Origin of the sequence: Streptomyces megasporus (assembly GCF_000718985.1) — a bacterium.
Classification (GTDB): Bacteria; Actinomycetota; Actinomycetes; order Streptomycetales; family Streptomycetaceae; genus Streptomyces; species Streptomyces megasporus.
Genome location: NZ_JODL01000020.1, coordinates 55,402 through 68,649, shown reverse-complemented (window position 1 = coordinate 68,649; position 13,248 = coordinate 55,402). Strand labels below are relative to the sequence as shown.

General features: G+C 74.3%; 13 protein-coding genes. 7 read left to right on the top strand and 6 right to left on the bottom strand.

What is annotated here, in order from left to right:
• The first annotated feature begins 235 nt into the window (after positions 1 to 235).
• Together IF47_RS0117910 and IF47_RS0117905 are read left to right on the top strand one after the other, a co-directional pair.
• Positions 236 to 880: a 4'-phosphopantetheinyl transferase superfamily protein gene (locus IF47_RS0117910; RefSeq protein ID WP_031509824.1), complete on the top strand. Its 645-nt coding sequence runs from the start codon at positions 236 to 238 to the stop codon at positions 878 to 880.
• A gap of 142 nt (positions 881 to 1,022) precedes the next feature.
• On the top strand, positions 1,023 to 1,946 hold the full coding sequence (locus IF47_RS0117905; protein WP_031509823.1) for an NADP-dependent oxidoreductase: 924 nt from the start codon (positions 1,023 to 1,025) through the stop codon (positions 1,944 to 1,946).
• A gap of 54 nt (positions 1,947 to 2,000) precedes the next feature.
• On the opposite strand, the gene IF47_RS0117900 is transcribed toward IF47_RS0117905, so the two are convergent.
• The 3 genes from IF47_RS0117900 to IF47_RS0117890 form a co-directional block, all read right to left on the bottom strand.
• Positions 2,001 to 2,357, bottom strand: coding sequence for a VOC family protein (locus IF47_RS0117900; RefSeq protein ID WP_031509822.1), 357 nt, complete (start codon positions 2,355 to 2,357; stop codon positions 2,001 to 2,003).
• 78 nt (positions 2,358 to 2,435) lie between these two features.
• Positions 2,436 to 3,245 carry a methyltransferase domain-containing protein gene (locus tag IF47_RS0117895; RefSeq protein WP_031509821.1) on the bottom strand — a complete coding sequence of 270 codons (810 nt, stop codon included), beginning with the start codon at positions 3,243 to 3,245 and terminating at the stop codon, positions 2,436 to 2,438.
• A gap of 76 nt (positions 3,246 to 3,321) precedes the next feature.
• A complete protein-coding gene (locus IF47_RS0117890; RefSeq protein ID WP_051717838.1) occupies positions 3,322 to 4,524 on the bottom strand; it encodes a baeRF2 domain-containing protein in 1,203 nt (400 codons plus the stop codon).
• Between the two features lie 164 nt (positions 4,525 to 4,688).
• On the opposite strand from IF47_RS0117890, the gene IF47_RS0117885 reads away from it, so the two are divergent.
• Together IF47_RS0117885 and IF47_RS0117880 are read left to right on the top strand one after the other, a co-directional pair.
• Entirely contained in the window at positions 4,689 to 4,922 is a 234-nt protein-coding gene (locus tag IF47_RS0117885) for a DUF6158 family protein (protein ID WP_031509819.1), read from the top strand.
• A gap of 266 nt (positions 4,923 to 5,188) precedes the next feature.
• Entirely contained in the window at positions 5,189 to 5,677 is a 489-nt protein-coding gene (locus tag IF47_RS0117880; RefSeq protein WP_031509818.1) for a ribonuclease FAU-1 family protein, read from the top strand.
• 171 nt (positions 5,678 to 5,848) lie between these two features.
• Here IF47_RS0117880 and IF47_RS0117875 read toward each other — a convergent pair whose 3' ends face one another.
• On the bottom strand, positions 5,849 to 7,663 hold the full coding sequence (locus IF47_RS0117875) for a thiamine pyrophosphate-requiring protein (protein WP_031509817.1): 1,815 nt from the start codon (positions 7,661 to 7,663) through the stop codon (positions 5,849 to 5,851).
• 13 nt (positions 7,664 to 7,676) lie between these two features.
• On the bottom strand, positions 7,677 to 8,648 hold the full coding sequence (locus IF47_RS0117870; protein ID WP_031509816.1) for a TIGR03557 family F420-dependent LLM class oxidoreductase: 972 nt from the start codon (positions 8,646 to 8,648) through the stop codon (positions 7,677 to 7,679).
• 244 nt (positions 8,649 to 8,892) lie between these two features.
• Between IF47_RS0117870 and IF47_RS0117865 the strand changes: the two genes are divergently transcribed.
• Positions 8,893 to 9,735, top strand: a complete 843-nt coding sequence (locus tag IF47_RS0117865; RefSeq protein ID WP_051717837.1) for a SigB/SigF/SigG family RNA polymerase sigma factor — start codon at positions 8,893 to 8,895, stop codon at positions 9,733 to 9,735.
• Positions 9,736 to 9,813: 78 nt separating this feature from the next.
• Here the strand turns inward: IF47_RS0117865 and IF47_RS0117860 are convergent, their stop codons facing one another.
• Entirely contained in the window at positions 9,814 to 10,962 is a 1,149-nt protein-coding gene (locus IF47_RS0117860; protein ID WP_031509814.1) for a PAS domain-containing protein, read from the bottom strand.
• 235 nt (positions 10,963 to 11,197) lie between these two features.
• Between IF47_RS0117860 and IF47_RS0117855 the strand changes: the two genes are divergently transcribed.
• Both IF47_RS0117855 and IF47_RS0117850 read left to right on the top strand, forming a co-directional pair.
• Complete coding sequence (locus IF47_RS0117855) at positions 11,198 to 11,944, top strand: ANTAR domain-containing response regulator (protein ID WP_078591925.1); 747 nt, start codon at positions 11,198 to 11,200, stop codon at positions 11,942 to 11,944.
• A 14-nt stretch (positions 11,945 to 11,958) separates the two neighbouring features.
• Positions 11,959 to 13,206: an aminotransferase class I/II-fold pyridoxal phosphate-dependent enzyme gene (locus IF47_RS0117850; protein ID WP_106982593.1), complete on the top strand. Its 1,248-nt coding sequence runs from the start codon at positions 11,959 to 11,961 to the stop codon at positions 13,204 to 13,206.
• Positions 13,207 to 13,248 lie beyond the last annotated feature (42 nt).

Genomic DNA, 13,248 nt, shown 5'->3' with positions numbered 1-13,248 from the left:
CGCGCCGAGGTCGGCATCGCGCCGTTCGCCGAGTACACGGCCCGCCACGCGCCCGGCGGCGACGGGTGAGCGCGGGGCGACCGGTGGTTTGCCGGAACCGAGGGGGAACCGGTGCCGGAGGCGGCCGGGTCCGGGATAGTGGGGGCGGAACACCGGGGGCGCCACGTCGGCGCACTCACGCGTCCCGGCCGTCCCCGAACCGTCACCATCGCCCCACCGCGCACCGGAGGAAGTCGTGAAACTGCACGTACTGCGGGTGTCCGAGCACGCGGCCGACGCGCGCGCCGGCGCGGTCCTCTCGGAGGAGGAGCGCGCCCGGTGCGCGGCGTTCGTCCACGAGGCCGACCGCGACCGCTACCGGGTCGCCCACACGGCCCTGCGCGTCGAACTCGCCGCGCTCCTGGGCACCGACCCGGCCGCCGTCCCCCTGACGCGCGAGCCGTGCCCGCTGTGCGGCGGACCGCACGGCCGTCCCGCCGTGCCCGGCAACCCGGTGCACTTCTCGCTCTCCCACACGGGCGACGTGGTGCTGCTCGCCTTCGACGACGCCCCCGTGGGAGTCGACGTCGAGGGGATCCCCACGGCCGCCGTCGTCGCCGAGACCGTCCGCGCCCTCCATCCGCGCGAGCGGGCCGAGATCGGCGCGCTGCCGTCCGCCGACCGTCCGGTGGCCTTCGCCCGCTGCTGGACCCGGAAGGAGGCGTACCTCAAGGGCACCGGTACCGGCCTGGGCGAGGAGCCCTCGGTCACCTACGTCGGCAGTCTCGCGGTGCCCGCCGAGGTTCCCGGCTGGACGCTCACCGACGTCGAGGCCCCGGACGGTTACCTGGCGGCCGTCGCCGTCGCGGTGCCCCGCCCGGTCGCACCGGGCACTTCGTAGGGCGGGCCCACCGGGCGGACCGACGACGCCCCGGTCGCCTGGGACCGGTCCGCCACCCGAGCGGCGCGGACGCGGCCGGCGTCGGGGACCGTACGGAGCAGCGGCAGGAATGATCAGCCCGGTCGGGGAAGTTGTGCGGAGCATGAAGGCAATCGCTCTGAAGAACCACGGTGGACCGGACGACCTGACGCTGATGGACCTGCCCGAGCCCAGGCTCGGACCGGACGCGGTGCTGGTGCGGGTGAAGGCGGCCGGGGTGAACCCGGTGGACTGGAAGGTCGGCGCGGGCTACCTCGACGCGGTCCTCGACACGCACTTCCCGCTGATCCCGGGCTGGGACGTGGCGGGCGTCGTGGAGCGGACCGGGTTCGACGCGAAGGAGTTCGCTCCCGGCGACGAGGTGATCGGGTATCTCCGCAAGGACTGGGCGCAGAACGGCACTTACGCGGAACTGGTCGCCGCGCCGGTGCGGACCCTGGCCCGCAAGCCCGCCGCGCTGAGTTGGCAGCAGGCGGCGGGACTGCCGTTGGCAGGACTCACCGCGTACCAGTCGCTGAAGCGGCTGGAGGTCGGCGAGGGCGACACGGTGCTGGTGCACGCCGCGGCCGGCGGCGTGGGCTCGCTGGCCGTGCAGATCGCCGTCGCCCGCGGCGCCCGGGTGATCGGCACCGCCAGTGAGCGCAACCACGGCTTCCTGCGGGAGTTGGGCGCCGAGCCGGTGACGTACGGCGAGGGGCTGGCGGACCGGGTCCGCGCGCTGGCGCCCGACGGGGTGGACGCGGCGTTCGACTTCGTCGGCGGCGACGCGGTGGACGTCTCGCAGCGGGTGCTGCGCGACTCCTCCCGGGTGCTGTCGATCGTCGACACCGAGGTGATGGCCAAGGGCGGGGATTACCTGTTCGTCCGGCCCGACCGGGACGACCTGACCGCGCTGGCCGACCTCGCCGACGCCGGGAAGCTGACGGTCGGCGTGGACAAGGCGGTGCCGCTGGTCGAGGCCGCCGAGGCGTGGCGGCTCAGCCAGTCCGGTCGCGCCCGGGGCAAGATCGTGATCGACGTCTCCTGAGCCGCCCCGCCCCGTCCCGCCCCGCGCCGGGGCGGGGCGGGACGGGACGGGAGCCTACCGGCCCGTCTCCCGGCGGTCGACGTACTCGAAGACCGAACCGTCGGGGTGACGGGCCACCAGGTTCCGGCCGATGGAGGTCGAGGTGGGGCCGGCGAGGATCTCCGCGCCGACCTCCTTCAGGACGGCCGCCGCCTCCTCCACGTCCCGCACCGCGAGGGTGGCGGTGACCATGCGCAGGATCTCCATCGGGCCGGGCGGGCCGCTCAGCAGCAGGAACGGGCCGACCGCCGCCGCCGAGACGGGCCCCTGCGAGAACCGGGCGGCCTCGGCGCCGGTGATCCGCTCGTACACTCCGATCGCCGCGTCGAGGTCGTCGACACACACGCGCAGCGAGGTCCCCAGAAGTTCCATACGGGCGAGCCTAGTTGGCGGCGCGGGCGGTGTCAGGCACGTCCCGGACACACCCAGCACGGCCCGTCGGAGGTTCCCTCAGACCCGGCACAGGATCTCCCCGTGGGGCACCATGAACCAGCCGTCCTCCCGCGCGCCCCACTCGCGCCAGGCGGCGGCGATCCGCTCCAGGTCCTTCGGCCGCGCGTGCCCGCCGTCCACGGCCAGGGGGGCGTAGGAGGAGGCGACCGTGCGTTCCGCCCACAGGCCGCTCCACCAGGCGCGGTCGGCGTCGTCGGCGAAGCACCAGGCGCTCGCGGAGGCGGTGACGTCGGTGAAGCCGGCCGCGCGGGCCCAGGAGCGCAGTCGGCGGCCCGCGTCCGGCTCGCCGCCGTTCGCCCGGGCCACCCGGCGGCACAGGTCGAGCCAGTCGTCCAGTCCGGCCGTCCGCGGGTACCAGGCCATCGCCGCGTAGTCGGCGTCCCGGGCCGCCACCACCCCACCCGGGCGGCACACCCGCCGCATCTCGCGCAGCGCCGCCACCGGGTCGCCCAGGTGCTGGAGGAGTTGGTGGGCGTGGACGACGTCGAAGGAGTCGTCCGGGAAGTCCAGGGCCAGGGCGTCGCCGCGGACGAAGCGGATGTCGATCGGCCCGCGTTCGGCGGCGGTGGCCCGCGCCTCGGCCAGGACGTCCTCGGAGGCGTCCACCGCCGTCACCTTCCCGGGGGCCACCAGCGCGGCCAGATCGGCGGTGATGGTGCCCGGACCACAGCCCACGTCCAGCACCGACAGGCCGGGGGCCAGTGCGGGCAGGAGGTGGGCCGCGGAGTCGGCGGCGGTACGCCGGCGGTGGGAGCGCAGGACGGACTCGTGGTGGCCGTGGGTGTACACGGCGTTCGCCTTCGGCATGGCCGTACCGTACCGGGGTGTCTCGCCATGCGAGCAACTGTGTTCCGTTATATGGACGCCAAGGAGGGTGCGGCGGTCACGCCGTCGGCGGTTGACCCCCCGTGGAACCCTCCGCCGGGGGACCGCCGTACGGCCAGCGCAGCAGCGCGCCGAGCCCGCCCACCGGCAGCCCGTCGGGGGTGCCCGGCTCGTCCGCGAGCGGCGCCACGGAGACCACCTCGGCACCGGTGGCCACCGCCGCCCGCAGCAGCGCGTCGTCGGCGCGGGCGCTGACGGGCTGGGACCGGCCCGGTCGCCGCGCGTCGCTGCGGCGCACCGCCACCTGGTCCGGCTCGTCGCCCACCCACACCTCGCGGTGCAGATCGGGGCCGTCGGGGCGGATCAGCAGCGTGTCGATGCGGTGCTCGCGCGCCGCGTCGACGAGCGCCGGCACGCCCTCGGCGGCGCCCACCCGGCCGTCGTCGGTCGGCACCCGCCGGGCCTGGAACCGCTCCATGACCTCGGCGGTGTGGCGGCGCAGCCGCTCGGCGCGGGCCGACTCCACCTCCTCGTCCAACAACCGCTCGCTCCTGGCCTGGTTGCGGCCCGCGTCGCGGACCCCGTGCTCGGCGAGGACGGCCACCTCCCTCAGCTCGGGAGCCAACCGGTCCCGCACGGCGTGGCACTCACGGCCGTCCCCGGCGAGCACCACCAGCTCGGCGTTGGTCTCGGCGTGACGCCGGCGCAACTCCTCCGCGATGAGCGCGGCGTTGTGGTCCCAGGTGTTCTCCACCGAGTTCTGGAAGTGCCGCTCCCGCCAGGAGAGCGAGGGGGTCATGTGCAGGGGGTGTTCCTCGCCCTGGACGTGGCCCACCTCGCGGGTCCCGAACGGGCCGCGCAACTCCAGATCCGCGCCGGTGCGGTCCATGCGCGCCACCAGGCAGGGCGGCGCCGTGTCCATCAGGTCCAACAGGGGGGTGACGTGGGGCAGCGGACCCCATCCGGCGTACGCGCCGCCGGGCGGCGGCGCGGCCAGGTCACGGGTGAGCACCACCTCGCCCCCGGTGGCGAACACCGCCTGCCCCGAGGGGTGCGCGGTGCGCGGCAGGGCGACGAGCGTCTCGTACACCGCCCGGCAGGTGCGGTCGTCGGCCCCTCGGCTCGCCAGTTGCTCGCAGACGTCGCGGGCGCCGAGTTCATGGCGGGTGGCCGCGTCCTCGGTCGCCAGTGGGATGTCGAAGTAGACCGAGGCCCAGAGGCCGGGCCGGTCGAGGATCGGGCTGAGGAATCCGAGTTCCATGGGCTCCCTCCTTGAATGGCGAGTTTCGGGTACCCGAACCGGTGCAAACGACACGGAGCGACGGACCGCGGCACCGGCCGACCGTCCGGGGCACGAGAACGAGAGATCACCGAAGAGATCACCGAAGAGAACGCTGAGAGGACCACAGAGGAGGTCACCGGAGCATGGAACGGGAGATGGGAATCGATCCGGGCAGGCTGTCCGACTCCGAGCTGCTGGAGGAGTTGCAGTCCCTGCACCGCACCCGACACGACACCCTGCTGCACGGATCGTCCGACGCGCTCGCCGCGCACACCAGGCGCACCGAGCAGTTGGAGAACGAGTACCTGCGGCGTCACCCCGACCGCGCGGTCTCGGCGGGCCGCACCCGGGAGGGCGCCCGGGCACGCACCGAGTGAACGGCGGAAAAGCGGCGGGGCGGGTGTTTGCCCCTCGGCGGCGGGGGCACCCGGACCGCGGCCGAGCGAGCGGCCCTGTGGGGGAGTGAAGAAGGCTCCGGGCACGGAAGTCAGGGACCGTGCCCGGAGCCGCTCCGTGTCCGGCCCGGTGGCCGACCGGAGGGGAGGGGACGGCGGGCGCGCGTCGGAAACCGGATGCGCTCCTCCCTCACGTCGGGAAGAGTGGGAGCGTGAACCCCCACCCCGAGACCCCGCCCCGGAGCACCTTGCTGACGCCGGGCGGCGCGGTGACCGTCGTTCTGCTCAAGTCCCGCGATCGACAAGTGCGTTACCCCGCGACGGTGGTGCGCGACGACGGCGTCCACGCGGTGGTGCGGGCGCCCTGGGCCGGGCCGCCGGTCCGTGACTTCGGCTTCGTGCGCTTCGAGCGCGGCGACGTGTTCACCGAGCACTACTGGCGCGACCGCTGGTTCTCCGTGAAGGAGGTGCGCGCCGCCGACGGCGGACTCAAGGGCTGGTACTGCGACATCACCCGCCCGGCCCGCGTGGCGGGGGAGGCGCTGACCACCTGGGACCTGGAGCTGGACCTGTGGGTGTCGGCCGACCGGTCGGCCGTGCTGCGCCTGGACGAGGACGAGTTCGAGGCCGAGGGGCTGGCCGACCGCGAACCGGAGGCCGCCGAACGCGCCCGCCGGGCGCTGGACGAACTGGAGGAGCTGGCCCGCTCCGGAAGGCTCGCGGCCCTGCTGGACTGAGTGGCCGGACTGAACGCTCCGGGCTCTCGGTCCGGACTGAGCGGCCGGACCGAGGGCCCGAGTCTTCCGGCTCTCCCCGTCCGACGGGCCGGGGAGAGCCGAGAGGGAAGAAGAAAAGGGGGTGTGGAGAGCCGCACCCTCTCCACACCCCCGTCCCGGGGCGGCACGGAATCAGCTCCGGCGCCGCTGCCTGTCCGCGCCGGGGCCGCCGGCCAGGAGCTCCTGGGCCTTGGCCTTCACCCCCTGCGCGATCATCGCGAAGCGGTCGGAGTCGCCCTTGGCGATCGCCGCCAGCGTGGCCTCCATCTGGTCCCAGGTGGCGTGCGGTGGGATCGGCGGCATCGCCGGGTCGGTCAGGAACTCCACGACCACCGGACCGTCGGCCCCCAGCGCCCGCCGCCAGGCGCCCTCGACGTCCTCCGGGCGCTCCACCCGGATGCCGGTCAGCCCCAGCGAGGCGGCGAAGTCGGCGTAGGAGACGTCGGGGAGCTCCTGCGAGGGCAGGAACTGCGGCGACCCGCTCATCGAGCGCATCTCCCAGGTGACCTGGTTCAAATCCCGGTTGTTCCACACCCCCACGACCAGCCGCGGGTCCTCCCACTCGGCGCGGTACCTGGCGATCGTGATCAGTTCGGCCAGCCCGTTCATCTGCATCGCGCCGTCCCCCACCAGCGCGATCGCCGGACGGTCGGGGTGGGCGAACTTCGCGCCGATGGCGTACGGCACCCCGCAGCCCATGGTGGCCAGCGTCCCCGACAGCGAGCCGCGCATGGCGCCGCGCATCCGGAGGTGGCGGGCGTACCAGTTGGTGGCCGAGCCCGAGTCGGCGCTGACGATCGCGTCCTCGGGCAGCAGCGGGTCCAGGGCCCGCATCACGTGCTGCGGGTTGATCGGGTCGGAGGAGAGCCTCGCCTGCCGCTCCATCACCTCCCACCAGCGTTCCACCGAGGAGACGATCCCCTCCTGCCAGGAACGGTCCTCCTTGCGGCGCAGCAGCGGCAGCAGCCTCTGGAGCGTGGCGCGGGCGTCGCCGACCAGGTTCACCTCGTAGGGGTAGCGCATCCCGACCATGTGCGGGTCGATGTCGATCTGCACCGCCCGCGCCTGCCCGTACTCCGGCAGGAACTGGGAGTAGGGAAAGCTGGAGCCGACGGTCAACAGCGTGTCGCAGTCGCGCATCAGCTCGTAGGAGGGCCGGGTGCCCAGCAGGCCGATGGCGCCGGTGACGTACGGCAGCGTGTCGGGCAGGACGTCCTTGCCCAGCAGGGCCTTGGCCACCCCGGCGCTCAGGACGTCGGCGACCCGCTCCACCTCCGCGCGCGCCCCGGCGGCTCCCTGGCCGACCAGCAGGGCGACCCTGCTCCCCGTGTTGAGGACCTCCGCGGCCCGCTCCAGCGCCTCGTCGGAGGGCACGGCCGAGGAGTCGCTCAGGCCGAGGCTGGAGGGCACCATCTTGAAGGCGTGGGCGGGCGGGGTGTACTCCAACTCCTGCACGTCCGCCGGGATGATCACGGCGGTGGGACAGCGCCGGCCGTACGCGGTGCGGATCGCCCGGTCCAGGACGCCCGGAAGCTGCTGCGGGACGTTGACGGTCTCCAGGAACTCCGAGGCCACGTCCTTGAAGAGGCTGTGGAGGTCGACCTCCTGCTGGTAGGAGCCGCCCATGGCGCTGCGGTTGGTCTGGCCGACGATCGCCACCACCGGGACGTGGTCCAGCTTGGCGTCGTACAGGCCGTTGAGCAGGTGGATGGCCCCGGGGCCGGACGTCGCCGCGCACACCCCGACCCCGCCGCCGAACTTGGCGTACCCCACGGCCTCGAAGGCGGACATCTCCTCGTGCCGGGACTGGACGAACCGCGGTCGATCTCCCGCGCGCTGCCAGGCGGCGAGCAGTCCGTTGATGCCGTCGCCGGGATAGCCGAAGACGTACTCCACCCCCCACTCGCGCAGTCGGGAGAGTACGTGGTCGGACACCTTCCGGCTCATCGAGCGGCTCCTCTCAGCCCTTCAGTCGAGGCAGGACCTCGGCCCGGTAGAAGTCGAAGAACCCCTTCAGGTCCGGGCCGATCTGGTTGACGTGCACCACGTCGAACCCGGCGTCGGCGAAGGCCCGCAGGGCACGCGCGTGCTCCTCGGGGTCGTCGCCGAGGGGCAGTCCGGAGGAGGCCACCGTCTCCTCGGTCACCAGTTGGGACGCCTGTTCGAAGTGCGCGGGGGTGGGGAGGACCTGTCCCAGTTCGCCCGGCAGGAACATGTTGGGCCAGCGGCGGTGGACGGCGCGGAGGGCCTCGTCGCGGTCGCGGGCGTGGCAGACCTTGGTCCCGGCGAAGGCCGGTCGCCGCCCGGCGCCGCCCTCGCCGCCGGCCCGGCGGAAGCGCGCCGGCCCCTCGGCGTCCGGCATCGTGGTGACGAACCCGTCGCCGATCCGCCCGGCCAGCTCGATCGCGGCCGGGCCGAACCCGGAGACGTCGATGGGGACGGGCTCCTCGGGCACGTCGTACAGCCGGGCGTTCTCCACCGTGTAGTGCCGGCCGCGGTGGTTGACCTCCTCGCCGGTCAGCAGCCGACGGATGACGTCGACGGCCTCCTCCAGCATCTCCATCCGCACCGCCGCCCGGGGCCAGCGGTCCCCCAGGATGTGCTCGTTCAGCGCCTCGCCGGTTCCCACGCCCAGCCGGAAGCGGCCCTCGAGCAGCAGGGCGCAGGTGGCGGCGGCCTGGGCGACGATCGCCGGGTGGACGCGCACGGTGGGGCAGGTGACCGCGGTCTGCACCGGCAGCGAGGTGACCCGCGAGATCGCGCCGATGACCGACCACACGAACGGGCTGTGCCCCTGGACGTCGTTCCAGGGGTGGTAGTGGTCGGAGATCCACAGGGAGGTGAATCCGGCCTCCTCGGCCATCCGGGCCTGTTCGACCAGTGCTTCCGGACCGTGGTCCTCACAGGCCAGGAAGTAGCCGTACTCGGTCATCTCGGGTGCCCTTCCGCGCGCACAGTGGTGCGAGCACCGGGTAACCGGGTGCCGGTATGAAAAACATCGTTTGAAGGGGTGGGGCCCGGGCATCCGAACTCTCGTGCTTCGGACCGCAGGCACATCCGCGGGAGCGGCGTGATCAGCGTGAATCCCCCGCCCCGGGTGTTCGAGCCTCGGCCCGCCCGTGCCCGTTCCCGCGGTATTCCCCACAGCCCAGTCCACAGTTCGGGAGAGACCGCACATGACCCCCGTACGAGCACGAGCCAAGCACGCGCGGCACCCGCACGACGACGCCCCTGACACCGCCGCCGAATTCCGACGCATCGCCGAGCTCCCCGACGGCCCGGAACGCGACGAACTGCGGCAACAGGTCGTGCGGGCCTGGATGCCCATGGCCGAGCGACTCGCCCGGCACTTCCGCAACCGGGGGGAGTCCCTGGAGGACCTGGAACAGGTGGCGGCCCTCGGTCTGGTGAAGGCGGTCACCCGTTACGATCCGGCGCGCGGCAGCGCGTTCGAGAGCTTCGCCGTGCCGACCATCGTCGGCGAGATCAAACGGCACTTCCGCGACCACATGTGGGGCCTGCACGTGCCGCGCCGGGTGCAGGAGCTGCGCAACCGCGTCCGCGCCTCCACCCGTCAGCTCAGCCACTCCCTCGACGGCCGGACCCCCGGGGTCAAGGAGATAGCCGAGCACAGCGGTCTGACGGAGGAGGAGGTGCGGATCGGCTCCGAGGCCCTGGAGAGCTACAGCACCCTCTCCCTGGACGCCGAACTGCCCGGCGCCGACGACGGCTACGCCCTCGTCGACACCCTGGGCAGCTCCGAACCGGGCTTCGACCTCGTCGTCTACCGGGAGTCGCTCAAGCCCAGGCTCCGCAACCTGCCCGAGCGCGAGCGCAAGATCCTCTACCTGCGGTTCTTCTGCGACATGACGCAGAGCAGGATCGCCGAGCAGCTCGGCATCTCCCAGATGCACGTCTCCCGCCTGATCAGCCGCACCTGCAACCGCCTCCAAGCGGAGGTCGAGGCCGACCAGGAGAGGGAGCGGGAGAAGACCTACGCCGGCTCCCAGGCCGCGTAGGGGGATGAGGGGAAGAAGGAGAGCCGCCGGCCCACGAGTGGGCCGGCGGCTCTCGCGGTCCGCCCGGACCGCCGACCCTCACAGGCCGCGCAGCGCCAGGGCGAGATGCCGCGCGATCCGGTCCACGGCGCCGGCCTCCGCCAGCTCGAAGGGACGGCGTCCCCCGGTGCGCAGCAGCGTCAGCGCGCCCAGCGCCGGACCGCCCTCGCCGTCGGCCAGCGACACGCACAGCAGGGAGGTGGCCTCGGCCCGCACCAGCACGGGGGCGCCCGCGGCGTCCCGGCCGAGGCCCTCGGGGTCCTCCGGCCGCACCCACAGGGTCTCGCCGCCGCGCCGTATCGCGTCCACCACCAGCGGACACGAGGCCGGGTCCTGCTCGGCGACCTCCTCCCGCAGCCGTCCGGCCGGGGCGAGGACGGCGGCCCGCCGCAGGGTGCCGCCGGGCACCACGACGTCCACGATCACCCAGTCGGCGAACCGTCCGTAGAGCACGTCGGCCGCTCGCTGCGGCACCTCCTTGGGGGAGTCCGCCAGGATCAGCGCCGCGGTCATCGCGTCGAGCAGGTCCATCAGCTCGGTGGTGCGGGTGGCCTCGGCCAGATCGGGGACCGGAACGGGGGTCGGATCAGGGGACGGGGCGGAGCGGGGCACGGCGGGGTCCGCGCCGCGCTGGAAGGCGGCGAGCACGACCGAGCGGGGCTCGTGCGGGGGCCGCAGCGCGGTCAGCGTGGCCCGCAGCTCCCCCCCGCGCCGTCCGGGCTCCGGCGGGCGCAGCAGGTGGACGACCAGGCTGCGATCGCCCTCGCCCCGGGCGACCGCGGCCACCTGGGAGCGGAACACCGCCCGGGAGTCGTGCGCCAGCGAGCCGGTCAGCGACCTCCCGGTGGCGTACCCGGCGCGCACCCCGAACAACTGGGTCGCGGCGAAGTTGAACCGCCGCACCACCCCGTCCCGGTCCAGCAGGACCACCGCCACCGGCAGCCGCTGGAACAGGGCGCGCAGCAACCGGTGCTCGTGGTGCTCCCGACGGCCGCCCTGCTCCCGTTCCGCCGCCGCCAGCTCCTCGTACCGCGGCCACAGCACCTCGGCCACGTGCTGGAGTTCGAAGAGGGCCGCGTCCAGGGCGGGGAGCTGTTCGGCGTCCGGCAGGGCACGCGCCGAACGCAGCTCCTCCACCCGCCGGCGGAAGTCCGCCAGTTCGGCTCCGAAGTCCTCGGCCTGCGCCATGCGCACAACGTAACCCGCGAACCGTCGGAGGTCTCGTTGGTCACGCGGAAACATATGACTCATCACTCTTTGTAGAGAAAGTGATGGCGGGGCGAAGGAGATCGGAGGGCCGGCCCGACCGGAGGGGCCCGGCTCACCAGGCCGTTTCCCGGCCGCCGGGCGGGGCAGCCGAACCATCGGAACCGGACGCCCGGCGGCTTGCAGCCGGAGCCCAGGGAAAGGACCGAGCGCCACCATGCCGGACCGACGCGAAGCGATTCCGTTCGAGCCCCCTCCGGACCGTCCGGAGCCGGTGCTCGACGTCGACTCCTCCGCCCGGAGCCTCGCCCGGCTGGCCGAACAGATCGTCCGCTGCACCCCCGGCTGCTGCGGAGCCACCGCCACCGCCCACACCGGCGGCGAGAGCTCCGAGGCGCCCACCGCCGTCACCCATCCGGACCTGTCCGCCCTGGTGGCCGTCCAGTGGGAGGTCGGAGACGGCCCCGTCCCCCACGCCCTCCACACCGGGCGTCCCGTCGGGACCGACGACCTGCTGCGGGAGGAGCGCTGGCCGCACTACCGCGCCAGGGCCCTGGACATGGGCCTGCGCGCCAGCGCCACCCTGCCCTACCGCCGCGACGTCCTCACGCTCGCCATCACCGTCTACGCCTTCCGCCCCCGCCCCCTGGAGGAGACCGTGCGCGGCTCGGCAGCGCTGCTGGGCGACCTGGCCGCCACCGGACTCGCCCGCGACCTGCGCTACCACGAGGCGCTGGCGGAGGTCGAGCACCTGGAGAGCGCCCTGCGCAGCAGGCCCGTCGTCGACCAGGCCTGCGGCATCGTGATGTACGTGCTCGGCTGCGACGCGGAGGAGGCGTTCGCCCTGCTGCGCCGGATCTCCCAGCACACCAACCGCAAACTCTCCGACCTGGCGCGGGCCCTGGTCCGCACCCGCGGACACGGCATAGAGCAGGAACTCCAGCGGTTCCGGCGGCACACCTAGCGGCGGAGGCACGGATGCAGCCGATCCACACCCACGCACCCATGGCCGGCCCCACACCCACGCCCACACCCACGGCCGTGGCCGAGGCGGCCGGCGACTACTGGCACCGGCGCGGCCTGCCCACCGACCCCGACCACGTCGTGGCGGCCCCCACCGCGCCCCTGCTGCTCCTGGCGCTGCTCGCCGCCGCCTGCGGGGACGACGGACGGGGCGGAGTGGTGGTGCCCCGGCCCGGCGCGGCCTGGCACGCCGAACAGGCCCGACTGCTCGGCCTCCCGCTGCACACCGTCCCCGTGCCCGCCGAGTGCGGCGGGGTGCCCGACTCCGTCGCGCTGCTGGAGGCCGTGAGCCGGGCCCGCGCCGACGGCGGCGACCCGCGGGTGCTGGTGCTCTCCGTGGCCGACGACGTCACCGGTACCACCGCGCCGCCCGAAATCCTGCACGAGGTGTGCGAGGCGGCCACGCGGGAGGGACTGCTGATCATCAGCGACGAGAGCCTCCGCGACACCCTCCACGACCCCCACGACACGGTGATCGTCAGCCCGGCCGAGATCATGCACTGCGCCGGACCCGTGGCGAGTGCGGGCACCCGCCCCGAGGGCGCCCCGGGAACGGGCCCGCGCACCCCGGCCACCCCGACCACGTCGGCCGCGGCCGGCCGCTCCGTCGTGGTGCTCGCCGACCTCGGCGCCGACCCCGGCGCCGATCCCCGGCCCGGCCCCGGGGTGGGCGTCGCCCGGCTCCCCGCCGGAGCCGGACCGCACGGCGGGGAGACGGGCGACAGGACGCGCGCCGTCCTCAACGCCCTGCGCGCCCGGCTGGACGGACCCCGGACCACCGCCGCGGTCCGGGCCCTCACCGAACCCCGGGCGCTGCGCGAACGCCGCGCCGCCGCCGGCCGCGCGCACGGCGCGCTCGCCGCCGCACTCCACCGCGTCCTGACCGACGCCGGCGCGGTGTGCCGCCCGCCGAACGTCGGACGGCACCTGTACCCCGACTTCGAGGCGCTCCGCCCCGACCTGGCCGCCCGCGGCATCGAGGACGCCCCCCGACTCGAGGCGGCACTGGTACGGCGCCTGGGCCCCCACGTCCTGGGCGGCCACCGCTTCGGCGACGACCCCGGCGCTCTGCGCGTGCGGCTGTCGACCGACGTGCGGCCCCCCGGCGTCCGCCCGGACCACCCGGACCGCGTGGACCGGCCGGAGGCGGCGGAGACGTCGGCGGCGGTGGCGTCGGCCCTGGCCGGGCTGACGGCGGGGTGATCCGCCGGCCGCGCATCCCGTGAAGTTCTCGGACGCTGATGG